We start from the raw sequence: 24,331 nt of genomic DNA, 5'->3' as shown, positions 1-24,331 counted from the left end.
CCAATCCGGAGTGCCGGGTTGATCGATCGATGTGAGTGTTGTTCCACCGCATCACTGAGATCAGGTGAGGGGGTCCTACGTGACTCCATGGCTGTGCGCCGCGACGATACGCGCGACAGGACTCTTCATAGGGTTGGGGGCGGCCGTCCTGCCCGGCGGCCACGCCTCGGCGTGCGGCCCGCTGTCACCCTGGTCCAGGCCGTCCACCGCCCCCTCCGCCTCGGCTTTCGTGCCGGTCTCGGCCTCCGCCTCCACCCACGGCACCGCCTCCGCGCCTTCGGGGACCGCGTCGCCCCCGCACCACGGCGCCCCTTCCCGTCCGGCGGCCGGGCACCCGGCCCGGACCTCCCGGCCAGCGCATCGGCCCTCCGGCCCCTCCGTGCCGTCCCGGACGCCCCTCTCGCCGACCTCGGCCTTACCGACCTCGGCCTCCGCGTCTTCGGGCGCCGCGCCTTCGGGCGCCGCGCCTTCGGGCGCCGCGCCTTCGGGCGCCGCGTCCCCCGTGTCCTCGGTGTCCTCGGTGTCCTTCGTCGCCCTGCCCACCGTGTCCGGGCCCTCGGCCTCCTCTTCCTCCTCGCCCTCCGACGGACCGTCGCGGGCCGGAAGCCCGGCGGGTGCGGGCCGGGAGCGACCGGGCCGTCCGCGTCCGCCCGAGACGGAGGCGGAGGGTGATGACCCGACCGGGCCGGAGACGGCCGAGTCCGACTCACACGGTTCGGACACGGACGGCACGGACCCGGACGGCAGCGGGAGCCGGGACGCCGGCGGCATGAGCGGCATACCGACGACGGCCGCCCCCGCATCGTCCGAGGCGGCCGCTCAGCCGCCGTCCGGGTCCCCCGACGCGCCCGCCGCCCCGGCCGTCGCGGAGTCCGAGCCCGCGACCGCACCGGCACGGCGGCTCCTGCCCCTGGGCAGCGGGCTGGTGCTCATAGGCCTCGGCCTGGGGACGGCGTTCATCGCCCTTCGCCTGCCCAGGACCTAGAATTCGGTCCTTCCCGGCCGGACACCCCGGATCAGGGCGTCACCAGCAGCACCTTGCCGATGTGGCCGCTCTCCTCGACCACCCTGTGGGCCGCCGCGGCGTCGCTCATCGGCAGCTCCCGGTCGACGACCGGACGGACGTTGCCGTCGGCGAACAGCGGCCAGACATGTTCGCGTACGGCCGCGACGATCGCCGCCTTCTCTTCGAGCGGACGGGCGCGCAGCGAGGTCGCGGTGATCGCGGCCCGCTTGCTCATCAGGGAGCCGAGGTTCAGTTCCCCTTTGACGCCGCCCTGCATGCCGATGATCGCGAGCCGCCCGTTGACGGCCAGGGCCCGAACGTTTCGGTCCAGGTACTTGGCGCCCATGTTGTCCAGGACGACGTCGGCGCCCGCCCCGTCCGTGGCCCGTTCGATCTCCTCGACGAAGTCCTGCTCGCGGTAGTTGATGAGGATGTCGGCGCCCAGATCGGCGCAGTAGCCGAGCTTCTCCTTGGTGCCCGCCGTGACGGCAACCTTCGCTCCGACGGCCTTGGCGAGCTGGATCGCCATGGTGCCGATGCCGCTGGACCCGCCGTGCACGAGGAAGGTCTCGCCGGGACGGAGGTGGGCGATCATGAAGACGTTGGACCAGATGGTGCAGGTCACCTCCGGCAGCGCCGCGGCCTGCCTGAGGTCGACGCCCGCGGGCACGGGCAGCAACTGGCCGGCCGGGACGGCGACCTTCTCGGCATAGCCGCCGCCCGAGAGCAGCGCACACACCTGATCGCCGACCGCCCAGCCGGACACTCCCGGTCCGAGCGCGGCGATCCGGCCCGAGCACTCCAGGCCGGGGTAGCGGGAGGCACCGGGCGGCGGGTCGTAGTGCCCCTGCCGTTGCAGGAGGTCGGCGCGGTTGACGGCGCTGGCCACCACATCGACCAGCACCTCCCCCTCGCCGGGCACCGGATCCGGTACCTCGTCCCACACCAACGCCTCGGGTCCGCCGGGTTCGGGAATCGTGATCGCATGCATGGAGGCGACGCTACTCCGCCCCGGCCTCAGTCCTGCGGCAGCGGCTTGATGTCCGGTGTGATCCGAGTGGCCGGAGTGGCCCGGACGATGGTGATCAGACGGTCCGTCAACTGGAGCGTGCCGACGGAAGGGTCGTCGTAGCCCAGGACACGATGCCCACGTACGACGCTCACCACCAGGTCGTCGATCTCACGGGGATTCCTGCCCGCCTCGGCGCGTATGACGGGCCGTTCGACGATGTCCAAGCCGCTGCCCTGCTGGATGAGGTCCTCCATGACCATGCCGGCGGCCGGGCTGAGCACGGACAGCCCGAGCAGCCTGCCCGCGGCGCTCGCGCTGGTGATCACGGAATCGGCGCCCGACTGGCGCAGCAGCGGCGCGTTCTCCTCCTCGCGGACCGCGGCGACGATCTTCGCCCCCCGGTTGAGCTGCCGAGCCGTCAGCGCCACCAGCACGGCCGTGTCGTCCCGCTGGGTGGCGATGATGATCTGCCGTGCCCGCTGCACCTCCGCCCGCTTCAGCACCTCGCTGCGGGTCGCGTCCCCGACCACTCCCACGTAGCCGTCCGCCGTGGCCGCGTCGATCGCCTTGGCGCTGGGATCGACCACGACGACCTGCTGCTTCTTCAGACCCGTCGCACAGACGGTCTGGATCGCTGACCTGCCCTTCGTGCCGAAGCCGATGATGACGGTGTGATCGCGCAAGGCGGACCTCCAGCGACTGAGGCGCCACTCCTCACGGGTGCGTTCGGTGAGGACTTCGAGCGTGGTGCCGACGAGAATGATCAGGAACAGCACGCGGAGGGGCGTGATGACGAAGATGTTGGTGAGCCGGGCCCCGTCGCTGACCGGGGTGATGTCGCCGTACCCGGTGGTGGAGAGCGTCACCGTGGCGTAGTACGCCGCGTCGAGGAGGTCGAGGGACCCATCGGAGGTGTCGTTGTAACCGTCACGATCGGCATAGACGATGACGACCGTCACGACCAGCACCAGCAAGGCCATGGCGAGCCGCTTGCCCACCTGGCGGATCGGGCGTTCCACCTCTTTCTTCGGAAGTTCCACCCGATGGGTCACAAGATGTTCGTCTGCTTGGCGGGCGATCGCGTCATGGCCCGGAAGTTTCACGTGAAACACACCCCGATTCCGGCGGCGGCCCAGGGCAGATCGAGCAGTTCTGCCTCCTGGCCCGCACGGGTGCCACCCGGCGGCACGACGGCCAGCGCGTCGGCCGCCGCGACCCCGCGCAGCATCGCCGGGCCGTTGTAGTGCAGCGGGACCGCGTGGTCGCCGCGCAGCACGACGGGCACGAGCCGGGTGTCGTGGGGGTGCCCGTGCACCGGGTCCTTCAGCGGCAGCGTGTACGGCTCGAGGGCCGGACGTGCGGCCAGCGTGCGCAGCAGCGGCTCGGCGAGGGTGAGCAGGCCGGAGACGGCGGCGAGGGGGTTGCCGGGCAGGCCGACGAGGTGCTGGTTCTCCCGGGTGCGGGCCAGCAGCATCGGATGGCCGGGGCGAACCTGCACGCCGTCCACCAGCAGCTCGGCGCCGAGCCGGCTCAGCGTGGGGTGGACGTGGTCGACGGGGCCGGAGGCGGTTCCGCCGGTGGTGACGATCAGGTCGGCCTCGGATCCGCCGATCGCCTTGTGCAGCGCCTTGGCATCGTCGCCGATGCGGCGCACGGTGGCCGTCTCCGCGCCGAGGGCCCGTAGCCAGGGGGGCAGCATCGGGCCTAGGGCGTCCCGGATCCGGCCGTCGTGCGGCAGACCCGTGGTGAGCAGTTCGTCGCCGAGTACGAGTACGTCGACGCGGGGACGGGGGACGGCGGTGAGGGTGTCGTATCCGGCGGCCGCGGCGAGGCCCAGCACGGCGGGGGTGACCAGGGTCCCGACGGGCAGCAACTGGTCTCCGCTACGGCACTCCTGTGCACGTGGACGGATGTCCTGGCCATGGCTCATTTCGCGGGTGGCGTGCAGCCTGCCCTTGGCGTCCGTGCGGCCGTGCTCGCTGCGCAGCACGGCGGTGGTGTCCTGCGGGATGCGGGCACCGGTCGCGATCCGTACGGCCTCGCCGTCGGTCAGCGGCTCGGGCCGTGCGTGTCCGGCCAGGGCGCCTTCTTCGCGCACGTCCCAGGGGCCGGGGCCGGCGACCGCCCATCCGTCCATCGCGGAGGTGTCGAAGGAGGGCAGGTCGGTGAGGGCGGCCAGGGGCTCGGCCAGGACCAGGCCCAGGGCGGCGTCCAGGGGGACCGAGACGGGGCTGCGACGGGCCCCGCCACGGACGGCACGGGCCGCGGCTTCACGGGCCTGGGGCCACGGGGTGGCGCGGTGGTGGGCATCCGGGGAGTGCCCCGGTCTCAGGGACTGTCCGAGGCCGGGGGAGTGCGTGGTGCCGTGGCCGGGCGGAAACGATCCGTGGCCGGTGCCGTAGCCCTGGGGGGAGGTGGGCAGGCCGCCGTGGGCCGAGCCGATGCCGTTGCCTGGTTCCTTCACGAGAGCGAGGGCCTCCTCGACATCGAGTTCCTCGGCGTCCTCGCCGGCCCGCACGCCGCGCGCGGTCATCCCGCGTCCGGACGGGTGTCGGGGGTGGCGTCGGGGGCGACGTCGGGCCTGGCCCCGGCGGTGTCCTCGTCGACCCAGCGCAGGGCGAGTGCGGCGGCCTTGCGGGCGGCCTCCTCGACCGCTTCGGGCCCGCCCCTGCCCTGTGCCGCGGCGTAGCCGACGAGGAAGGTGGTCAGGGGTGCCGCGGGCCGGGCGACGCCATGAGCGGCGTCGCGGGCGAGATCGAGCAGCACGCCGGTGTCGACGTCCAGCTCGATGCCCAGTTCGTCCTTGACTGCGGAGATCCATTCATCCAACACGTGCCCATGCTCCCTGATGCGTGCCCTGGCGGTGGCGATGTCGTCCCAGGTGTCGCAGTCGAAGGACGCGACATGGTCGGGGACGCGGGTGAGGTCGAGTGCGGTGGTGAGCCGGCGCAGCGGCAGCCCGGTGAGAGTGCCGTGTTCCCGCGTGAGCGCCGCCAGTTCGCGGCGCAGCGCGTGAGCACGGTAGGCGGCCACGAGCGGCTGGTCGCGGCCGTCGGCATCGGTGAGCAGCGCGCCGTCCGCGCGGCAAGCGCGCAGGGCGTCCAGGAGCCGCCGCACGGTGGCCGGTGCGAGGAACGGCAGATCGGCGGAGAGGACGACGACGTGGTCCGCCGTGGTGTGGCACAGCCCGGCGTCGAGCGCGGCCAGCGGTCCCGCGCCCGGGGGTTCCTCGAGCGTCCACCGCACGGGCCGTGCGGTGGGTCGGGGGTCGGCGACGACCACGGTCGTGCGCGCCTCGGCGCAGGCGGCGAGAACGCGGTCGAGCAGGGACCGGCCTCCGACCCGAACGCCGGGCTTGTCCGCGCCGCCCAGCCGCCGGGCGGCCCCTCCGGCGAGCACGACGGCGTCGTGGGCGGCGGGCTCGTGAGCGAGGAGCTCGTGGGCGGGGCGCTCGAAGGCGGTCACCCCCTGAGTATGCGTCCCGCCCGCGATCACAGGGAACGCGGGCGGGGCTCGATTCTGTCCGGGGCTGGTCAGGACCCGTCCGGCGGACGGACCCCGGCCTCAGAGCGTGCGCAGCAGCACCGCCGGCTGCTCCACGCAGTCCGCCACGTAGCGCAGGAACCCGCCGGCCGTGCCGCCGTCGCACACCCGGTGGTCGAAGGTGAGCGAGAGCTGGACGACCTGCCGCACCGCCAGCTCGCCCTCGTGCACCCAGGGCTTGGGAACGATGCGGCCGACACCGAGCATGGCGGCCTCGGGATGGTTGATGATCGGTGTGGAGCCGTCGACGCCGAACACTCCGTAGTTGTTCAACGTGAAGGTGCCGCCGGTGAGTTCTCCGGGGGTGAGCGTGCCCGCGCGGGCCGCCTCGGTCAGCCGGGCGAACTCGGCGGTGAGCGACTCGACGTCGCGCGCGTGGGCGTCCCGGACGACCGGCACGACCAGACCCCGGTCGGTCTGCGCGGCGAACCCGAGGTGCACCCGGTCGAGCCGGACGACCTCGCGGGCCTCGACGTCGACGGAGGAGTTGAGCTCGGGGAAGCGGGCGAGCGCGGCCGTGCAGATGCGGGCGAGCAGCGCGAGGAGGGAGATCTTCGGTCCTCCGGCCGCGTTCATCGCGGACCGCGCGCGCATCAGTTCCGTCGCGTCGGCGTCGACCCAGCAGGTCGCGTCGGGGATCTCCCGGCGGCTCCGGGAGAGCTTGTCGGCGACGGCGCCGCGGACCCCCTTGAGGGGGATCCGGGTGCCGGCGGCGGCCGGGGTCTGTGCCGCGGACGGCGCGGACGCCGACACGGCGGGCGCCGTGAACGTGGCCGCCGGACCTGTCGGGACCGTCGGGGTCTTCGCCGTGGCGCCCGGTGCGGTCCCGGCCCTGAACGCGCCCTCGACGTCCGCGCGCAGGATCAGCCCGTCGGGCCCGGAGCCCGACAGCCGTCGCAGGTCCACGCCGTACTCCCGGGCCAGCCGGCGCACCAGCGGGGAGATCACGGGGACGGGGCCGTCGGCGGGCCGCTCGGCACGCTCGGCCACCGCCGGTCCGGCCACGGAGTGCGAGGCCGGGCCGGGGGACGGGGAGACCGTCGCCCCGTCCGGGCGCCGTGCGCTCGATCCGGGCCGGATCCTGCGGCGGCGCGCCGGCGGCGCCCCCGTGCCGTAGCCGACCAGGACGTTGCCGGAGCCACCGGTCTCGCCCTCGGCCGCCGGGTCGGACGCCTCCCCGACCGCGACCGTCAGCAGCGGGGCTCCCACGGGCAGTTCGGTGCCCTCCTCCCCGAAGCGGGCCGTGACCACGCCGCCGTAGGGGCAGGGCACCTCGACCATCGCCTTGGCCGTCTCGACCTCGACGACCGGCTGGTCGACGGCCACGATGTCGCCCACCTCGACCAGCCAGCGGACGATCTCGGCCTCGGTGAGCCCCTCCCCGAGGTCGGGGAGCTTGAACTCCAGCACCTGTGCCATCAGCTCTCGGCCTCCCACTGCAGACGCGCCACGGCGTCCAGGATCCGGTCGACGCCGGGCAGATGGTGCCGCTCCAGCATCGGCGGCGGGTAGGGGATGTCGAACCCGGCCACGCGCAGCACCGGCGCCTCCAGGTAGTGGAAGCAGCGCTCCGTGACCCGGGCGGCGATCTCCCCGCCCGGGCCGCCGAATCCGCCCGACTCGTGCACGACGACGGCGCGACCGGTGCGCCGTACCGACGCGCACACCGTCTCGTCGTCGAACGGCGTCAGCGAGCGCAGGTCGACGACCTCCAGCTCCCAGCCCTCGCCCCGGGCCGCCTCGGCGGCTTCGAGGCAGACGGGCACGGACGGGCCGTAGGTGATGAGCGTGGCGCTCCTGCCGGTGCGCCGCACCACCGCGCGGCCCATCGGCTCGACGGTCTGCGGCTCGTCCGGGTTCCAGGTGTCCTTCGACCAGTACAGCCGCTTGGGTTCGAGGAAGACGACGGGGTCGTCGGAGGCGATGGCCGCGCGCAGCAGCCCGTAGGCGTCGGCGACGGTCGCGGGCGTGACGACGTGCAGCCCCGGGGTCGCCATGTAGTACGCCTCGGAGGCGTCGCTGTGGTGCTCGACCCCGCCGATGCCGCCGCCGTACGGGATGCGGATCGTCAGGGGCAGGGGCATCTTGCCGCGCGTACGGTTGCGCATCTTCGCGACATGGCTGACCAGCTGTTCGAACGCCGGGTAGGCGAAGGCGTCGAACTGCATCTCGACGACCGGGCGCAGGCCGTACATCGCCATGCCGACGGCGGTGCCGAGGATGCCGGCCTCGGCCAGCGGGGTGTCGGTGCAGCGGTCCTCGCCGAACTCCTCGGCGAGTCCGTCGGTGACCCGGAAGACGCCGCCGAGGGTGCCGACGTCCTCGCCCATGACGTGCACGGCGGGGTCGGCGGCCATCGCGTCGCGCAACGCGCGCGTGAGGGCCTGGGCCATGGTGGCCGGCTTGAGGGCGACGGTGCTCATCGGGCGGTGTCCTCCTCGGCCTCCAGCTCGGCCCGCAACAGGGCCTGCTGCTCGCGCAGTTGCGGGGTCGGCTCGGCATAGACGTGGGCGAACAGGTCCATCGGGTCGAGCACCGGGTCCTGGTTCATGCGTTCGCGCAGCCCCGCGGCCATCGTCTCGGCCTCCTCGCGGACGGCCGCCTTCGCGTCCTCGTCGATCAGGCCGCGGCCGGTCAGCTCCCGCTCCAGCAGCTGGACCGGGTCGTGGCCGCGCCAGGCCTCGACCTCGGCGTCGCCGCGATAACGGGTGGCGTCATCGGCGTTGGTGTGGGCGTCGATGCGGTACGTCACGGCCTCCACCAGGGTGGGACCACCTCCCGCGCGCGCGTGCCGTACGGCTTCGGTGAGCACCTCGTGGACGGCTGCGGCGTCGTTGCCGTCGACCAGGCGGCCCGGCATGCCGTACCCGACGGCCTTGTGGGCCAGGGAGGGCGCCGCGGTCTGCTTGGCGAGCGGGACGGAGATGGCGAAGCCGTTGTTCTGCACCAGGAAGACGACCGGGGCCTGCCAGACGGCGGCGAAGTTCAGCGCCTCGTGGAAGTCGCCCTCGCTGGTGCCGCCGTCACCGACCATCGCCAGCGCCACCACGTCGTCGCCCTTGAGGCGGGCGGCGTGGGCGAGGCCGACGGCGTGCGGCAACTGGGTGGCGAGCGGCGTGGACAGCGGCGCGACGCGGTGCTCATAGGGGTCGTAGCCGGTGTGCCAGTCGCCGCGCAGCAGCGTGAGCGCCTCGACGGGGTCCACACCGCGTGCGACGACGGCGAGCGTGTCGCGGTAGCTGGGGAAGAGCCAGTCCTGCTCCTCGAGGGCGAGCGCGGCGGCGACCTCGCAGGCCTCCTGACCGGTGCTGGAGGGGTAGACGGCGAGCCGGCCCTGTTTGGTCAGGGCGGTGGCCTGTGCGTTGTAGCGGCGGCCGAGCACCACTTGCGCGTACAGACGGCGCAGCAGCTCCGGATCTGCCTTCCCGGCCGCGTCCGTCCCCAGGACGCGGTAGGGCTCCGCGTCGGGCAGCAGCGGCGCGGGGTCGGTACGGGGCTGCCAGGCGGGCGGCGGCGATGGCCGGTAGGCACCCCGCTGCTCCATGACCGTCATGACGGCACCTCCTCGTGGGAGCGGCTACGGAGGCGCGTCGGCTGTGACCCGCCCCACCTACCGATTGTTCGGTCGTCGGCACATTTTGGCTACAGGCGGCCCCAGGCTGTGGACAAACGGTTCTCCACGGCGTGGGATGGACGCAGTACGTCCATGGCGGAGAGGCGGGGGGACATGGCTCCTGAACAAATGGCCGAAAGCCCGGACGGCGCCGCCCTGCCGCCGCCCCGCCCGCTGGACTCCGTGGACCAGGACATCCTCCAGATGCTCCAGTCGGACGGCCGCGCCTCGATACGTTCGGTGGCCGAACACGTCCACGTCTCGCGCGCCAACGCCTACGCCCGCATCAACCGCCTCATCGAGGATGGTGTCATCCGCGGCTTCGGAGCGCGCGTCGACCATGAACGCGCCGGGCACGCCACGTCCGCCTACATCACGCTGAAGATCGTGCAGAACTCCTGGCGCACCGTGCGCGAGCAGCTTCGCCGACTTCCCGGCGCCTCCCACATCGCCCTGGTCGGCGGCGACTTCGACGTCCTGCTGCTGGTGCACACGCCGGACAACCGGGCGCTGCGCGAGCTGGTGCTGACCCGGCTCCAGGCGATCCCCGAAGTGCTCAGCACACGCACGCTGCTGGTGTTCGAGGAGGAGGACCTGGAACCGGAGCGGTGAGCGCGTGCCGGTCAGCCCTCCTTGCGCAGACCGCCGAAGACCAGCTGCACCACCGCGTCCGCCACTTCCCGCTCGCTCATGCCCCGGCCGTCCGGCCGGTACCACTCCACGATCGAGTTGATCATCCCGAAGACGAGGCGGGTCGCCAGCCGCACCTCCACGTCACCGCGCACGTCACCGTCGGCCGCCGCCGCCTTCAGCAGTTCGGCCACCCGGTGGTCGAACTCGCGCCGGCGCTCCAGCGCCCACCGCTCGGTCACGGTGTTGCCGCGCACCCGCAGCAGCAGTGTCACGTACGGCAGTTCGCCGATGAGCACCTCGACCATGCGGCGTACCACGTACTCGAGGCGTTCGGCGGCCCGCCCCGCGCGCGCGTGCTCCTCGTCGAGGATGCCGAAGAGCCCGTCCAGCGCCCGGCTGACGGCTCTGCGCAACAGTTCCTCCTTGCCGGCCACATGGTGATAGATGGACGACTTGGAGATGCCGGCGGCCTTGGACAGGTGCTCCATGGAGGTGCCGTCGTAACCGCGCTCGTTGAAGACCCGCACCGCCACGGACAGCAGCGTCTCGGGGGTGTACGTGTCGCGCCTGGCCGTGGTCATGCGATGCCCTCCCGCTTGTCGGAGGCGTAGGCGTGCCGGTACAGCGCCAGGGACGGGGCGTAACGTCCGGACGGATCACGCAGATGCAGGTCGTCCAGCAGCCCGTAGGCCCAGGTCCGGCCGAGACGGCGGTTCCACTCGAAGGGACCGAGGGGGTAGTTGACGCCCAGCCGCATCGCGGTGTCGATGTCCTCCTCGGTGGCCACGCCCTTGGCGACGGCGTCGTGCGCCAGGTCGACGATCCGGGCCACCGTCCGGGCCACGATCATTCCGGGGACGTCCCCGATGACGCTGACCTGCTTGCCGAGCGCCTGGAACAGGCCGGTGGACTCCGCGAGGGTCTGCGAGGAGGTGTCCTGGGAGGCCGACAGGGCGATGCGCGTGGCCCGCCGGTAGTCGAGCGCCAGGTCGAAGTAGACGACGTCGCGGAACTCCACCGAGGTCTGCCCGTCGGCGAGGACCAGTTGGCCGCCGCCCGGCAGCACCAGGCGGGTGCCGTTGTCCTCGTCCTCCTCACGGACCTGGATGCCCGCCTCACGGATCAGCGACAGCAACTCCGCCGCAGGTCCCAGATCGCCCTCCGCGACGACGTACGCGGGAGGCTGTGCCCGCTCGGCGGTGTGCGGCTCGGGGCGCTCGGCGCCGTCGCCGTAGTCGTACCAGCCGCGGCCGCTCTTGCGGCCGAGCCGGCCGGACTCGACCAGGCGACGCTGGGCGAGCGAGGGCGTGAAGCGCACGTCCTGGAAGAAGGACCGCCACACCGAGTGCGTCACGGACTCGTTGACGTCCTGGCCGATGAGGTCGGTCAGCTCGAAGGCGCCCATCTTGAACCCGCCGGACTCACGCAGGACCGCGTCGATGGTGGCGGGGTCGGCGGCCTGGGACTCCAGGACGGCGAAGGCCTCGGCGTAGAAGGGGCGCGCGATGCGGTTGACAATGAAGCCGGGGGTGTCGGCACAGGCGACCGGGGTCTTGCCCCAGGCGCGGGCCGTCTCGTACGCCTGCGTGGCCGAGGTGACGTCGGTGGCGAAGCCGGAGACCACCTCCACCAGCGGCATCAGCGGGGCCGGATTGAAGAAGTGCAGGCCCACGAAGCGGCCCGGGTTGCGCAGCGCCCCACCGATGGCCGTCACCGACAGGGACGAGGTGTTGGTGGCGAGCAGGCAGTCGTCGGCGACGACGTCTTCCAGTTCCTTCAGCAGCTCCTGCTTGACGTCCAGCCGCTCCAGGACGGCCTCGACGACCAGGGAGCAGTCCGCGAGCTCGGTCAGGCTCTCGGCGGGCTGCAACCGGGCCCGGGCCGCGTCCCGCTCGGCGCCGGTGAGCCGGTCCTTCTCGACGAGCCGGTCGAGCCTGGCTCCGATCGCGGTGGCCGCCTCCCGGGCCCGTCCGGGCACGGCGTCGTACAGGCGTACGAAATGGCCGGCGACCAGCGCGACCTGGGCTATGCCCTGGCCCATGGTGCCGGTGCCGACGACGGCCACGGGGCTGCTGAGGTCGAGTGCTGTCATGTGCGCGATCCTCCCGCACGGCGTTCTCCACAGATGCGGCGGACCCCGTCCGCCAGACTTTTCCACAGACGCGGCGGACCACTTGCCCCGACCGATCGTTCGGTTACTCTAACTCTGACCGGCTGTCCCTGCCCATGTTTCTGCCAGGTCATGAGCTCGACGAGGAGCTCTAGAGACGAGGAGTTGGTCCCGCATGGCCGCCGAACTGACCACGCCCGAGCTGATCGCCCGCCACCGGCCCACTCTCGACCAGGCGCTGGAAGCGATCCGCACGCGCGCGTACTGGTCGCCCCACCCCGAGCACCCCAAGGCCTACGGGGAGCACGGCAGCCTGGACGCAGCCGCCGGCAAGGCCGCCTTCGACGCCGTCCTGGGCACCCGCGTGGACCTCGGTCAGCCCGGCACCGACGACTGGGTGGGCGACGAGGTCTCGCCGTACGGCATCGAGCTGGGCGTGACGTATCCGCACGCCGACATCGACGTGCTGCTGCCCGCCATGAAGGCCGGCCAGGGCGCCTGGCGCGACGCGGGCGCCGAGACCCGCGCGGTGGTCTGCCTGGAGATCCTCAAGCGGATCAGCGACCGGACGCACGAGTTCGCGCACGCGGTCATGCACACCTCCGGCCAGGCCTTCATGATGGCGTTCCAGGCGGGCGGCCCGCACGCCCAGGACCGCGGTCTGGAAGCGGTGGCGTACGCGTACGCGGAACAGGTCCGCACGCCCGGGACCGCCGAGTGGACCAAGCCCCAGGGCAAGCGCGACCCGCTCGTCCTCACCAAGCACTTCACGCCGGTCCCGCGCGGTATCGCCCTGGTCATCGGCTGCAACACCTTCCCGACGTGGAACGGCTACCCGGGCCTGTTCGCCTCCCTGGCCACCGGCAACGCGGTCCTGGTCAAGCCCCACCCGCGCGCGGTCCTGCCGCTCGCGCTCACCGTCCGGATCGCCCGTGAGGTGCTGACCGAGGCGGGCTTCGACCCGAACCTGGTCGCGCTCGCCGCCGAACGCCAGGGGGAGGGCATCGCCAAGACACTGGCCACCCGCCCGGAGATCAGGATCATCGACTACACGGGCTCCACGGCTTTCGGCGACTGGCTGGAGGCCAACGCCCGCCAGGCGCAGGTCTACACCGAGAAGGCCGGCGTCAACACGGTCCTCGTGGAGTCCACCGACGACTACAAGGGGATGCTCTCCAACCTGGCCTTCTCGCTGTCCCTGTACAGCGGTCAGATGTGCACCACCCCGCAGAACCTGCTGATCCCCCGCGAGGGCATCCGCACCGACCAGGGCCCCAAGTCCTTCGACGAGGTGACGGCCGACCTCGCGAAGGCGGTCGACGCACTGCTCGGCGACGACGCCCGCGCGAACGCCCTGCTGGGCGCGATCGTCAACCCGGACGTCAAGGCCCGCCTGGAGGCCGCGGCATCCCTCGGAGAGGTCGCCCTCGCCTCCCGCGAGATCACCAACCCCGACTTCCCCGGAGCGGTCGTCCGCACGCCGGTCATCGTGAAGCTGGACGGCGCCAAGCCGGACGACGAGGCCGCCTACATGAGCGAGTGCTTCGGCCCCGTCTCCTTCGCCGTCGCCATGGACTCGGCCGCCGACGCGGTGGAGCTGCTGCGCCGCACGATCCGCGACAAGGGCGCCATGACGGTGGGCGCCCACACGACCGACGAGGAGGTCGAGCGGGCGGTGCGCGAGGTGTGCCTGGAAGAGGCCGCCCAGCTGTCGCTGAACCTGACCGGCGGGGTGTACGTCAACCAGACGGCCGCCTTCTCCGACTTCCACGGCTCGGGCGGCAACCCGGCGGCCAACGCGGCCCTGTGCGACGGCGCCTTCGTGGCCAACCGCTTCCGGGTCGTGGAGGTCCGGCGCGAGGCGTAGAGCGCGCGTTCCGGAAGCGGCGCCGGCCGCCCGTCAGGGTGAGAGTGCGCCCCCGGACGCGCTCCAGTGGTACAGCGTCATCGCGACACTGGTGGCGAGGTTGTAGCTGGAGACCTGGGGGCGCATCGGCAGGGCCACCAGATGGTCGGTGCGCTGCCGGAGCCCGGCGGACAGACCGCTGCGCTCGGAGCCGAAGGCGAGCACGGCGTCGTCGGGCAGCTTCAGTCCGCGGATGTCCTCGCCCTCCGGGTCGAGCGCGAACAACGGCCCGGTCGGGAGTTCGTCCGCGGACAGCCGTTCCACGACCGTCGCGAAGTGCAGCCCCGCCCCGCCGCGCACCACCGTCGGGTGCCAGGGGTCGAGGGTGCCGGTGGTGACCACCCCGGTCGCACCGAAACCGGCGGCCAGCCGGATCACCGCCCCCGCGTTGCCCAGGTTCCGCGGCTGGTCCAGGACGACGACCGGCGCGCCGCGGGGCGTGCGCGCCAGCGCCCGCAGGTTCGCCTCACGCGAGGGCCGCAGCGCGAGCGCGGCCACGGCGGTGGGATGCGGACGCGGCACCAGCGAGGCGTACGTGTCCCTCGGCACCTCGGCGAGCAGGGCGTCCAGGGTGTCTCGGACGTCCGGGGCCAGTTCCCCGGCAAGTGCGAGCGCCGCCGCGCGGTCGGCGGTGACGGCCACCGGCACCTCGGCCCCGAAGCGCACCGCGTGCTTGAGAGCGTGGAAGCCGTCGAGCAGCACGGTGGGCGTAGGCCCGTCGGCGAGCCGGCGCCAGGCGCGTACGGGGCCGAGTGCGGGGTCCGTCATGCCGGGAAGCCTACGCGCGCGGGCTCGCTGTCTTCGGGGGAGCGCGGCTGAACCGGAAATCGGCGGCCGCCACGGAGCAGCCGTCCACGCACGCGTGCCGCCCGGTCGCCGAGCCGGCGCAGGAACGACGTCGGCAGGAACACCGCGTCCGCGGCGATCATCGCCAGCGAGAAGAACGGCAGCCCCAGGACGACGGCGATCACGGCGTGCTCGGTCATCATGGCCACCAGCAGGACGTTCTTCACCCGCCGGTTGAACAGCGTGAAGGGGAAGGCGACCTGCACCATCACCGTCCCGTAGGTGACGATTGCCATGATCGTCCCGTTGGAGGACAGCAGATCGGCCAGGCCCGGCCAGGGTGAGAAGTAGTCCAGATGGAGCGGGTAGTACACCGCGGTGCCGTCCTGCCAGCGTGAGCCCTGGACCTTGTACCAGCCGGCCGTCGCGTAGATCAGGCACGCCTCGCTCATGATCACCAGCAGGGCGGCGTTGTGCAGCATGTTGGCGATCACGTCGAGCAGGATCCGCGGCTCCGCCGACCGCGCGCGCCGCGCGGCCGACCACCACAGGGCCTGCGCCGCCCACACCGCCCACAGCAGCGCGGGCACCAGCCACTCGCCCTGTGTCCTGCCCGCCAGCGTGACCGCGGCCAGGACCCCTCCCAGCACACCCCACAGCACCGGGCCCACCCGGTCCGGCGGCACCCGTTCCCCGCGCGCGCGTGCCGCACGCCCCCGCTCCGCCCGTCGCGCGTCCAGCGACCACACCTGCCCACAGCGGGTGAAGACCAGGTACAGCGACATCAGGTGCAGGACGTTGTCACCGCCGTCGCCCACGAAGACGCTGCGGTTCTGCAGCGCGAACACACCGAGCATGAACAGCACGGACATCGTGCGGGTACGCCAGCCCAGCAACAGCAGCAGGCTCGCCAGCACGGCCAGCGCGTAGACGGTCTCGAACCAGAACTGGCCCCTGAACCACAGCAGCGCGGTGAACGCGCCGTTCTCCTGCGTCAGACGCCGGCCCAGGTCCCAGCTCCACGGGCCGTCGGGGCCGTACAGCTCCTGGCGGTGCGGATACTCGCGCAACAGGAACAGTAGCCACGTCGCGGAGAAGCCGATGCGTATCACGGCCGTCTGGCAGGGGCCGTGGGCGGCCTCGGTGATCCGGCCGATCCCCCGGGACACGGTCAGGGCGAGCCGGTTCACCGCACACCTCCCCGGGCCTCGCCGGCCGGCACCGTCCACCACGGCAGCGTTCGGTAGGCGGGTTCGGACCTCGCCCTCTCGCCGCTCCACCCGGGCGGCGGCACGGCGGCGGTGCGGATGCGGACCTGGACCCGCTGGAGCGTGCCACCGGCGGCCGCCTGGTCGCGGTGCAGGCGCAGCACGACGATGCGGCGCAGGTACTCCTCGGACAGGGCGCCGCGCACGCCCACCGGCTGGTTGTCCTTGTCGTGCGTCCCGGCGTAGTAGTCGAAGGCGCGGCGCAACTGGTTCTGCTGCGTGTGGCTCGGCAGCGGGTTGTAGCGGATCGCCCGGCCGTCCTCCGCCGACAGGTCGTACCAGCCAGTGGTGGCGGTGCTGCCGTCCCCCGCATGCGTCTCGGCGCGCACCTGGACGGCGATGTTCTGCTGCAGCGGATTCGGCGCGAACAGTTTCCAGTTCTGCTCGAACTCCGGGTATATCCAGTCGTTGATGGCCTGGCCGTGCTGCTTCGTCACCGTGTTCGAGGGTGCGACGTGCAGGAACACCATGCCCAGGTGCACACAGGTGACCACCGCCACCACCGCGAGCGCCAGCGCGGCGCCCACCTGGTAGCGCGGCGAGAGCGCGGCGACACCGGAACGGACCCCGCCGAGGGGTTCGGCACGGTCCTGGGGCCCGCCGGCTCCCGGCTCCCCCTGCGGCCCCCGGGGCTCGTGCGTCGCGTGCGGACGGCCGGTCTCCCCGGTGCCGTAGGCCCAACCGGACCCGCCGGCCCCGGCGGACCAACCGGGCCCGGCGACTCGGGGGAGCTCGTCGCTCTCGCCGGTGCCGCCGGGCTCATGCGCCCCACTGGTCCCGCGGGTCCCAAGGAACTCGCGCGGATCGGCGGTCGGGTCCGGTCCGTGTCGCCCGCCCGGCCCGTGCGGAGCGTTGGAGCCCTCGTCGTGCGTGTCCATTCCGCCGCCCTGTTCCCGGTCCCGCTCCGTGCTCGCTGTCTCTTCCGGCCCTGTGGCCAGCCGTCACCCCTCCGCCCGGACGGAGGCAGGGCTCGCCGGGTCATGGCGCCCCCGCGCGCCGCTGGGAACGGTACTCAGAGCCGTCCACCGGGCACAGCCCCGGCCCGTGTGACCGCCCGGCGCGCAGGACGTTTGACACCGCTCTGTCGGTCTTCACCCGATTGGCGCCGGAGGCCGTGCACCCGAAGCCCGCACAACAGACCCTCACGGCGGGGGTGCGGCGTCCGGACCCGTCCGCGGCGGGTGCGGACGGTCCGCGCTCCGTCCACAGGGCGCGGACCGCTTTCCACAGCGGTTGACACTCCGCGGCGGCGAACCGCACCATGGAACCCACCGAACCGAACGATCGGTCGGTAGATGGCAGAGAAGTCGAGGTCAAGGGGGACCGCATGGCGACAGCAGCCGCGCACCTGACGGCCGGCACCCCGGCGCACGAGGCCCCGGACGGTGCCGCGGGAACGGACGCGAACCAGCGCGCCTTCGACGCCGCGGTGGCCGCCGACGAGCGCATCGAGCCGCGGGACTGGATGCCCGACGCCTACCGAGCGACGCTGGTCCGGCAGATCGCCCAGCACGCGCACTCCGAGATCATCGGCATGCAGCCGGAGGCCAACTGGATCACGCGCGCGCCGTCCCTGCGCCGCAAGGCCATCCTCATGGCCAAGGTCCAGGACGAGGCGGGCCACGGCCTGTACCTGTACAGCGCCGCCGAAACACTGGGCACCAGCCGCGAGGAGCTGCTCGACAAGCTGCACACGGGCCGCCAGAAGTACTCCTCGATCTTCAACTACCCGACGCTGACGTGGGCGGACGTGGGCGCGATCGGCTGGCTGGTGGACGGCGCCGCGATCACCAACCAGGTCCCCCTGTGCCGCTGCTCCTACGGCCCCTACGCCCGTGCCATGGTCCGGATCTGCAAGGAGGAGTCCTTCCACCAGCGCCAGGGGTACGAACTGCTGCTGGCCCTGAGCCGGGGCACACCCGAACAGCACGCGATGGCACAGGACGCGGTGAACCGCTGGTGGTGGCCGTCCCTGATGATGTTCGGCCCGCCGGACGACGCCTCCCAGCACTCCGCGCAGTCGATGGCCTGGAAGATCAAGCGTCATTCGAACGACGAGCTGCGCCAGCGTTTCGTCGACATCTGCGTCCCCCAGGCGGAGTCCCTCGGCCTCACTCTCCCCGACCCGGACCTGAAGTGGAACGAGGAGCGGGGGCACCACGACTTCGGCGCCATCGACTGGACCGAGTTCCAGGCCGTCCTCAAGGGCAACGGCCCGTGCAACGAGCAGCGTCTGACCCAGCGCCGCCGTGCGCACGACGAGGGGGCCTGGGTGCGGGAGGCGGCCGCGGCCCACGCCGCCCGGCACAGCGGCAGAGCCGGCGCGGCAGGCACGGCGGACACGACAGACGCGACAGACGCGACAGGCAGGACAGGAGCGAAGCAGGCATGACCAACACCGACTGGCCCCTGTGGGAGGTCTTCGTGCGCTCCCGGCGCGGGCTCTCCCACACCCACGCCGGCAGCCTGCACGCCCCCGACGCCGAGCTGGCCCTGCGCAACGCCCGCGACCTGTACACGCGGCGCGGTGAGGGCGTCTCCATCTGGGTGGTCCCCTCCGCCGCGATCACGGCCTCCTCGCCGGACGAGAAGGACCCGTTCTTCGAGCCGGCCGCCGACAAGCCCTACCGGCACCCGACCTTCTACGAGATCCCGGAAGGGGTGAAGCACCTGTGACGGCCACCGTCGCCACCACCGCCGCCCTGGCCCTGGGCGACGACGCCCTGGTGCTCTCCCACCGGCTGGGGGAGTGGGCGGGTCACGCGCCCGTCCTGGAGGAGGAGGTCGCCCTCGCCAACATCGCCCTCGACCTGCTGGGCCAGGCCCGGGTCCTGTTGTCGATGGTCGGCGACGAGGACGAACTGGCGTACCTGCGCGAGGAGCGCGCCTTCACCAACCTCCAGCTCGTCGAGCAGCCGAACGGCGACTTCGCGCACACCATCGCCCGCCAGCTGTACTTCTCCACCTACCAGCACCTGCTGTACGCGGCGCTGGCCGGCGGCGAGGGCGAGTTCGCCCCGCTCGCCGCCAAGGCGGTCCACGAGGTCGCCTACCACCGCGACCACGCCGAGCAGTGGACGCTGCGGCTCGGCGACGGCACGGACGTCAGCCACGAGCGGATGCAACGGGCCTGCGGGGCGCTGTGGCGGTTCACCGGCGAGATGTTCCAGCCGGTGGCAGGCCTGGACGTCGACTGGGCCGGCCTGGAGGCCGCCTGGCTGGAGTCCGTGGGTGACGTGCTGGAGCGGGCCACCCTGACACTGCCGGAAGGTCCGCGGGCCACGGCCTGGTCGGCGGGCGCCGGGCGACAGGGCGTGCACACCGAGCCGTTCGGGCGGATGCTCGCCGAGATGCAGCACCTGCACCGCAGCCACCCGGGGGCGTCATGGTGACCGCGACGACCACGCTGGAGGCGGAGCTGCTGCGGCTCGCGGGCTCCGTGCCCGACCCGGAGCTACCGGTGCTCACCCTCCGGGAGCTGGGCGTGGTCCGTGCGGTGCACCTGCACGGCGTGGACGCGGTCGAGGTCGAGCTGACCCCGACGTACACCGGCTGCCCGGCCGTCGAGGCGATGTCGCTCGACATAGAACGGGTGCTGCACGAGCACGGCATGCGGGAGGTCACCGTCCGCAAGGTGCTCTCGCCGGCCTGGTCGACGGACGACATCACCACCGAAGGACGGCGCAAACTGCGGGAGTTCGGCATCGCACCGCCGCGCGTACGGACCGCCTCGGGACCCGTCTCCGTGGAGCTCGGCCCCACCCGCACCCGCCCCCGTACGACCCCCGGGGCCGAGGACTCCTCCCCCACCACTCCCGCGCCCGCTCCCACCGCCGGCCCGTCTCTCGGTCCCGTCCGCTGTCCGCACTGCGGATCGGCGGACACCGAGCTGCTCAGCCGGTTCTCCTCCACCGCCTGCAAGGCGCTGCGCCGCTGCCTGGCCTGCCGGGAACCGTTCGACCACTTCAAGGAGGTGTGATGGCCCGGTTCCACCCACTGCGCGTGACGGCCGTCGACCGGCTCACCGACGACTCCGTGGCCCTCACCCTCGCGGTGCCACCGGAGCTGCGGGCGGAGTACCGGCACGCGCCGGGCCAGCACCTCGCCCTGCGGCGGGTTGCCGACGGGGCCGACATCCGCCGGACGTACTCGATCTGCTCGCCGGCCCCGGACCCCGACGGAGAGGGGCCGCGCACCCTGCGGGTCGGGGTGCGGCTGGTGGAGGGCGGGGTGTTCTCCGCCTACGCGCTGAAGGGGATCGCCGTCGGGGACGAGCTGGAGGTGATGACCCCGGCGGGCCGATTCACCCTGCATCCCGCACCCGGTCTGTACGCGGCGGTGGTCGGCGGCAGCGGCATCACGCCGGTGCTCTCCATGGCCGCCACCCTGCTGGCCCGCGAACCGTCGGCCCGCTTCTGCCTGATACGCGGCGACCGCACCACCGCCTCGACGATGTTCCTGGAAGAGGTCGCCGACCTGAAGGACCGCTACCCGGAGCGGTTTCAGCTGGTGACGGTGCTCTCGCGGGAGGAGCAGCAGGCCGGGTTGCCGACCGGGCGGCTCGACGAGGAGCGGCTCACCGGGCTGCTTCCCGCGCTGCTGCCGGTGTCCGAGGTGGCCGGGTGGTTCCTGTGCGGGCCGTACGGGCTGGTGCAGGGGGCCGAGCGGGCCCTGCGGGGACTCGGGGTCACCCGGGACCGGATCCACCAGGAGATATTCCACGTGGACGCCGGTACGGCCACCCGCCCGGCAGCCGGGGCGCCGGCGCACAGCACGGTCACCGTCCGGCTCGACGGCCGTGGCGGGACGTGGCCGGTCCAGGACGGGGAGACGCTGCTGGAGACGGTGCTGCGCAACCGTCCCGACGCGCCGTACGCCTGCAAGGGCGGCGTGTGCGGGACGTGCCGCGCCTTCCTGGTGGCGGGCGAGGTCCGCATGGACCGCAACTTCGCGCTGGAGCCGGAGGAGACGGAGGCCGGCTACGTGCTGGCGTGCCAGTCGCACCCGGCGACGGAGAAGGTGGAGCTGGACTTCGACCGCTGAGCCGGGCCCGGGTCACAGCACGTGACCCGGCGTCTGTTCACCGCGTGCTCACGGCATGTGGACCACGGAATGCAGGTCACAGCCTGCGGCTCACGGCATACGTCATAGCGTGCGGCTCACAGCACGTGCTCACGGCGTGCGGCTCACAGCACGTGGCCGGGCTTGCCCTCGTCGGTCACGACGGGGCGGCCCGCGGCGGCCCACACCTGCATTCCGCCGTCCACGTTCACCGCGTCGATGCCCTGCTGGACCAGGTACATCGTCACCTGCGCCGAACGGCCACCCGAGCGGCAGATCACATGGACCCGGCCGTCCTGCGGCGCCGCCTGTGTCAGCTCGCCGTAGCGGGCCACGAACTCGCTGATGGGGATGTGCAGGGCCGCCTCGGCATGACCCGCCTGCCACTCGTCGTCCTCGCGGACGTCCAGCAGGAAGTCGCCGTCCTTGAGGTCCTGGACCTCGACCGTGGGTACACCAGCTCCGAAATGCATGGTCCCGACGCTACCCGAAGCGCAACCGGTGGCGGACGGTCGCCGGCGGGTACGGGCCGCCACCGGACCCGGTCGAGCCGGGCTGCGGGTGCCGGGGCGTCAGGCCCCGGCCCGCAGCTCCGCCAGTTCCGACTCGCGTTTCGCCACGTCGTCGCGCAGCTGTGCGGCGATCTCGTCGAGAAGACCGTCGGGGTCGTCGGGGGCGAGCCGGAGCATCCCGGCGATCGCGCTGTCCTCCAGCTGCTTGGCGACGAGCGTGAGGATCTCCTTGCGCTCGGCGAGCCACTCCAGGCGGGCGTAGAGCTCCTCGCTGCGGCTGGGGCGCCGCTCGGCGGGTGCGGGGCCGGCGGCCCACTCCTCGGCCAGCCGACGCAGCTCGTCCTCGTCACCGCGGGCGTAGGCGATGTTGACCCGGGTGATGAACTCCTCGCGCCGCTTGCGCTCGCCGTCCTCCTGCGCCAGGTCGGGGTGGGCCTTGCGGGCCAGCTCCCGGTAGAGGCTGCGGGCCTCCTCGCTCGGGCGCACCCGCTGCGGGGGCCGCACCGGCTGGTCGGTGAGCATCGCGACGGCCTCCGGGAACAGGCCGTCTCCGTCCATCCAGCCGTGCAGCAGCTCCCCGACGCCGGGGATGGGCTGCAGGCGGGCCCGCGCCTCCTCGGCCCGGCGGACGTCCTCGGGGTCACCGGTGCGCTCGGCCCGGGCCTCGGCGATCTGCGCGTCCAGCTCGTCCAGGCGCGCGTAGAGCGGGCCGAGCCGCTGCTCGTGCAGCCGGGAGAAGTTCTCGACCTCCACCCGGAAGGTCTCCACCGCGATCTCGTACTCGATGAGCGCCTGCTCGGCGGCCCGCACGGCCCGTTCCAACCGCTCCTCGGGCCGCGCCGCGGCGCCCTGTGACCTCGCCCGATCAGCTCCGGCGACGTCACCCTGCTCAGGTTCCGGGGTCGTCACCCGACCAGCCTAGCGCCGCACCCACCGCGACCGGACCGCCGCCCGACATCACCCCCGCCGCCGACACCACCGAGATCACCCGCGGGCTGACACCGCCCGCACCACCGACACCGAGATCACCTACCGGCCGACACCACCCCCGCCACCGACACCACCAAGGTCAGCCACCGGACCGATCCCCCCGTCCGCACCGCCCGGCAGGCTCGCAGCGCCCCCAGCGGGCTACACCCCCGCCTCGGCCGCGATCCGGCCCGCCCGCACCGCCGCCACCAGGTCCGCGTGGTCCGCCTCGGTGCGGTCGGCGTAGGCGACGGCGAAGGCGGCCATGGCCTCGTCCAGCTCCTCGTTCTTGCCGCAGTAACCGGCGATCAGCCGGGGGTCGGCGCTGTGGGCGTGGGCGCGGGCCAGGAGCGCGCCGGTCATCCGGGCATAGTCGTCGATCTGGTCGGCGGGGAGGGCGGCCGGGTCGACGCTGCCCTTGCGGTTGCGGAACTGCCGCACCTGGAACGGCCGTCCCGCCACGGTCGTCCAGCCCAGCAGGATGTCGCTGACCACCTGCATCCGCTTCTGCCCGAACACCACCCGCCGGCCCTCGTGGTCCACCACCGGCGCGTCGAAACCGGCGGTCACCAGGTGCGGCTCCAGCGCCGACGGCCGGGCCTCCTTGACCTGGAGCACCAGCGGCTCACCGCGGTGGTCCAGGAGCAGCACGACGTACGACCGCGTGCCCACGCTGCCCGTACCGACCACCCGGAACGCGACGTCGTGCACGGCGTGCCGGGCCAGCAGCGGGAGCCGGTCCACCGGGAGCGAGCCCAGGTAGTGCTCCAGCGACGCCGCCACCAGCGCCGCCTCCGCGTCGCTCACCCGCCGCAGCACCGGTGGGGCGTCCACGAAGCGGCGCCCGCCGTCCCGCGTCCGCTCCGTCGACCGGGCGGCGAAACGGCCGCTGGTGTTGGCCCGCGCCTTCCGCGAGACCCGCTCCAGCGTGCCGAGCAGGTCGTGGGCGTCGGTGTGGGAGACCAGTTCCTCGTCGGCGATGGCGTTCCAGGCGTCCAGGACCGGAAGCTTGGCCAGCAGCCGCATGGTGCGCCGGTAGGCGCCCACCGCGTCCTGGGCGGCGGCACGGCAGCTGTCCTCCTCGCAGCCCGCCTCCCGGCCCGCGAGCACCAAGGAGGCGGCGAGCCGCTTCAGGTCCCACTCCCAGGGTCCGTGGACGGTCTCGTCGAAGTCGTTCAGGTCGATCACCAGGCCGCCGCGGGCGTCCGCGTACAGGCCGAAGTTGGCCGCGTGCGCGTCACCGCATATCTGGGCGCCGACGCCGGTCATGGGGGTGCGCGCGAGGTCGTACGCCATCAGGCCCGCCGAGCCGCGCAGGAACGCGAACGGTGTCGCCGCCATCCTGCCCACCCGGATCGGCGTCAGCTCGGGGATGCGGCCCCGGTTGGACTCCTCGACGGCCGTGAGGGCGTCCGGCCGGCCGGCGTCCGCCTCGAAGGCGACGTGCGCGGACCGCGGGACACGTGCTCGCAGCGCTTTGCCCTCCGCCTTGGGCGAGCCCTCGACGGGCCACCGGGCGAACCCGGGCACCACCGGCACCCGCCCCGCCCGTCCGACCCCGTCACCGGCCCCCGCGACGGCCGCCGCCGCCTCCGTGTCCCCCGGACCCCGTGCGCCTCCTACGCGCCTCGCGCGTCCTACGACCCCTTCGGCCGTGTCCGTCCCCACCGTGAGCTCGGTCATCCCGACCGTCCCTCCCCGTCCAGTTCACGTCGACGAGCCAGACCGTACAGCCGGGCCCGCCCCCGGTACACCGGGACGCCCGCCCCTCAGGGCGCCATGACGCCACGCAGGGGCCGGGTCGGTGTCTCCACGGCCGTCAGCGACGTGCCTACAGTCGTCCGGGATCGCAACGATCATCACGATCACCGCGCTCACCACCGCACACCGTCATGCCCGTCCCGTCCTTCTT

Annotated in this window: 24 protein-coding genes; 8 read left to right on the top strand and 16 right to left on the bottom strand. The window is 72.9% G+C overall.

Going from position 1 to position 24,331, the window contains the following annotated elements:
* Positions 1-75: 75 nt before the first annotated feature.
* Positions 76-723: a hypothetical protein gene (locus ACWDUZ_RS16415; RefSeq protein ID WP_451632488.1), complete on the bottom strand. Its 648-nt coding sequence runs from the start codon at positions 721-723 to the stop codon at positions 76-78.
* Between the two features lie 46 nt (positions 724-769).
* Between ACWDUZ_RS16415 and ACWDUZ_RS16410 the strand changes: the two genes are divergently transcribed.
* Positions 770-985: a hypothetical protein gene (locus ACWDUZ_RS16410; RefSeq protein ID WP_451632487.1), complete on the top strand. Its 216-nt coding sequence runs from the start codon at positions 770-772 to the stop codon at positions 983-985.
* A gap of 31 nt (positions 986-1,016) precedes the next feature.
* On the opposite strand, the gene ACWDUZ_RS16405 is transcribed toward ACWDUZ_RS16410, so the two are convergent.
* The 7 genes from ACWDUZ_RS16405 to pdhA form a co-directional block, all read right to left on the bottom strand.
* Complete coding sequence (locus tag ACWDUZ_RS16405; RefSeq protein ID WP_451632486.1) at positions 1,017-1,997, bottom strand: NAD(P)H-quinone oxidoreductase; 981 nt, start codon at positions 1,995-1,997, stop codon at positions 1,017-1,019.
* A gap of 26 nt (positions 1,998-2,023) precedes the next feature.
* A complete protein-coding gene (locus tag ACWDUZ_RS16400; RefSeq protein ID WP_451632485.1) occupies positions 2,024-3,121 on the bottom strand; it encodes a potassium channel family protein in 1,098 nt (365 codons plus the stop codon).
* Positions 3,118-4,551 carry a molybdopterin molybdotransferase MoeA gene (locus ACWDUZ_RS16395; protein ID WP_451632484.1) on the bottom strand — a complete coding sequence of 478 codons (1,434 nt, stop codon included), beginning with the start codon at positions 4,549-4,551 and terminating at the stop codon, positions 3,118-3,120. Before ACWDUZ_RS16395 ends, ACWDUZ_RS16400 begins: the two co-directional genes overlap by 4 nt.
* Positions 4,548-5,483, bottom strand: a complete 936-nt coding sequence (locus tag ACWDUZ_RS16390; protein ID WP_451632483.1) for an NTP transferase domain-containing protein — start codon at positions 5,481-5,483, stop codon at positions 4,548-4,550. Before ACWDUZ_RS16390 ends, ACWDUZ_RS16395 begins: the two co-directional genes overlap by 4 nt.
* Positions 5,484-5,582: 99 nt before the next feature.
* Positions 5,583-6,980, bottom strand: coding sequence for a dihydrolipoamide acetyltransferase family protein (locus ACWDUZ_RS16385; protein ID WP_451632482.1), 1,398 nt, complete (start codon positions 6,978-6,980; stop codon positions 5,583-5,585).
* Entirely contained in the window at positions 6,980-7,984 is a 1,005-nt protein-coding gene (locus ACWDUZ_RS16380) for an alpha-ketoacid dehydrogenase subunit beta (RefSeq protein ID WP_451632481.1), read from the bottom strand. Before ACWDUZ_RS16380 ends, ACWDUZ_RS16385 begins: the two co-directional genes overlap by 1 nt.
* Entirely contained in the window at positions 7,981-9,114 is a 1,134-nt protein-coding gene (pdhA, locus tag ACWDUZ_RS16375; RefSeq protein ID WP_451632480.1) for a pyruvate dehydrogenase (acetyl-transferring) E1 component subunit alpha, read from the bottom strand. Before pdhA ends, ACWDUZ_RS16380 begins: the two co-directional genes overlap by 4 nt.
* A 189-nt stretch (positions 9,115-9,303) precedes the next feature.
* Here pdhA and ACWDUZ_RS16370 point away from each other — a divergent pair, with 189 nt between their 5' ends.
* Positions 9,304-9,786, top strand: coding sequence for an Lrp/AsnC family transcriptional regulator (locus ACWDUZ_RS16370; protein ID WP_451632559.1), 483 nt, complete (start codon positions 9,304-9,306; stop codon positions 9,784-9,786).
* 11 nt (positions 9,787-9,797) lie between these two features.
* Here ACWDUZ_RS16370 and ACWDUZ_RS16365 read toward each other — a convergent pair whose 3' ends face one another.
* Positions 9,798-10,388: a TetR/AcrR family transcriptional regulator gene (locus ACWDUZ_RS16365; RefSeq protein WP_451632479.1), complete on the bottom strand. Its 591-nt coding sequence runs from the start codon at positions 10,386-10,388 to the stop codon at positions 9,798-9,800.
* The gene (locus tag ACWDUZ_RS16360; RefSeq protein WP_451632478.1) at positions 10,385-11,899 is read right to left on the bottom strand and encodes a 3-hydroxyacyl-CoA dehydrogenase; all 1,515 of its coding nucleotides are present in this window, start codon (positions 11,897-11,899) and stop codon (positions 10,385-10,387) included. The genes ACWDUZ_RS16365 and ACWDUZ_RS16360 overlap by 4 nt, the downstream gene beginning before the upstream one ends.
* Positions 11,900-12,092: 193 nt before the next feature.
* On the opposite strand from ACWDUZ_RS16360, the gene paaN reads away from it, so the two are divergent.
* Entirely contained in the window at positions 12,093-13,784 is a 1,692-nt protein-coding gene (gene paaN, locus ACWDUZ_RS16355) for a phenylacetic acid degradation protein PaaN (protein WP_451632477.1), read from the top strand.
* Between the two features lie 33 nt (positions 13,785-13,817).
* Here the strand turns inward: paaN and ACWDUZ_RS16350 are convergent, their stop codons facing one another.
* Genes ACWDUZ_RS16350 through ACWDUZ_RS16340 form a run of 3 tightly spaced genes read right to left on the bottom strand, consistent with a single transcriptional unit; the run spans position 13,818 to position 16,755 of the window.
* Complete coding sequence (locus ACWDUZ_RS16350; protein WP_451632476.1) at positions 13,818-14,591, bottom strand: TrmH family RNA methyltransferase; 774 nt, start codon at positions 14,589-14,591, stop codon at positions 13,818-13,820.
* Entirely contained in the window at positions 14,588-15,799 is a 1,212-nt protein-coding gene (locus ACWDUZ_RS16345) for an HTTM domain-containing protein (RefSeq protein WP_451632475.1), read from the bottom strand. Before ACWDUZ_RS16345 ends, ACWDUZ_RS16350 begins: the two co-directional genes overlap by 4 nt.
* Positions 15,796-16,755, bottom strand: a complete 960-nt coding sequence (locus ACWDUZ_RS16340; protein WP_451632474.1) for a DUF5819 family protein — start codon at positions 16,753-16,755, stop codon at positions 15,796-15,798. The genes ACWDUZ_RS16345 and ACWDUZ_RS16340 overlap by 4 nt, the downstream gene beginning before the upstream one ends.
* A 449-nt stretch (positions 16,756-17,204) precedes the next feature.
* Between ACWDUZ_RS16340 and paaA the strand changes: the two genes are divergently transcribed.
* From paaA to ACWDUZ_RS16315, 5 genes are read left to right on the top strand one after another with little or no spacing between them, the layout of a single operon-like run.
* The gene (paaA, locus tag ACWDUZ_RS16335) at positions 17,205-18,269 is read left to right on the top strand and encodes a 1,2-phenylacetyl-CoA epoxidase subunit PaaA (protein WP_451632473.1); all 1,065 of its coding nucleotides are present in this window, start codon (positions 17,205-17,207) and stop codon (positions 18,267-18,269) included.
* Positions 18,266-18,553, top strand: a complete 288-nt coding sequence (gene paaB / locus ACWDUZ_RS16330) for a 1,2-phenylacetyl-CoA epoxidase subunit PaaB (protein WP_037614825.1) — start codon at positions 18,266-18,268, stop codon at positions 18,551-18,553. Before paaA ends, paaB begins: the two co-directional genes overlap by 4 nt.
* Positions 18,550-19,269 carry a 1,2-phenylacetyl-CoA epoxidase subunit PaaC gene (gene paaC / locus ACWDUZ_RS16325; protein ID WP_451632472.1) on the top strand — a complete coding sequence of 240 codons (720 nt, stop codon included), beginning with the start codon at positions 18,550-18,552 and terminating at the stop codon, positions 19,267-19,269. Before paaB ends, paaC begins: the two co-directional genes overlap by 4 nt.
* Positions 19,263-19,856: a 1,2-phenylacetyl-CoA epoxidase subunit PaaD gene (gene paaD, locus ACWDUZ_RS16320; protein WP_451632471.1), complete on the top strand. Its 594-nt coding sequence runs from the start codon at positions 19,263-19,265 to the stop codon at positions 19,854-19,856. The genes paaC and paaD overlap by 7 nt, the downstream gene beginning before the upstream one ends.
* Positions 19,856-20,920, top strand: coding sequence for a 2Fe-2S iron-sulfur cluster-binding protein (locus tag ACWDUZ_RS16315; RefSeq protein WP_451632470.1), 1,065 nt, complete (start codon positions 19,856-19,858; stop codon positions 20,918-20,920). Before paaD ends, ACWDUZ_RS16315 begins: the two co-directional genes overlap by 1 nt.
* A gap of 143 nt (positions 20,921-21,063) precedes the next feature.
* Here the strand turns inward: ACWDUZ_RS16315 and ACWDUZ_RS16310 are convergent, their stop codons facing one another.
* The 3 genes from ACWDUZ_RS16310 to ACWDUZ_RS16300 all read right to left on the bottom strand — a co-directional run bounded on the left by ACWDUZ_RS16310 (position 21,064) and on the right by ACWDUZ_RS16300 (position 24,102).
* Positions 21,064-21,411 (bottom strand): rhodanese-like domain-containing protein, encoded by a 348-nt coding sequence (locus ACWDUZ_RS16310; RefSeq protein WP_451632469.1) that lies wholly within the window; start codon positions 21,409-21,411, stop codon positions 21,064-21,066.
* Between the two features lie 99 nt (positions 21,412-21,510).
* Positions 21,511-22,359, bottom strand: coding sequence for a hypothetical protein (locus tag ACWDUZ_RS16305; RefSeq protein WP_451632468.1), 849 nt, complete (start codon positions 22,357-22,359; stop codon positions 21,511-21,513).
* Positions 22,360-22,581: 222 nt separating this feature from the next.
* Positions 22,582-24,102 carry a DUF2252 domain-containing protein gene (locus ACWDUZ_RS16300; protein WP_451632467.1) on the bottom strand — a complete coding sequence of 507 codons (1,521 nt, stop codon included), beginning with the start codon at positions 24,100-24,102 and terminating at the stop codon, positions 22,582-22,584.
* Between the last annotated feature and the right edge of the window lie 229 nt (positions 24,103-24,331).

The sequence above is a fragment of the Streptomyces sp. NPDC003393 genome (genome assembly GCF_053589015.1).
The sequence above is the reverse complement of the archived record's forward strand: the minus strand, read 5'-3'. Positions and strand labels throughout refer to the sequence as shown.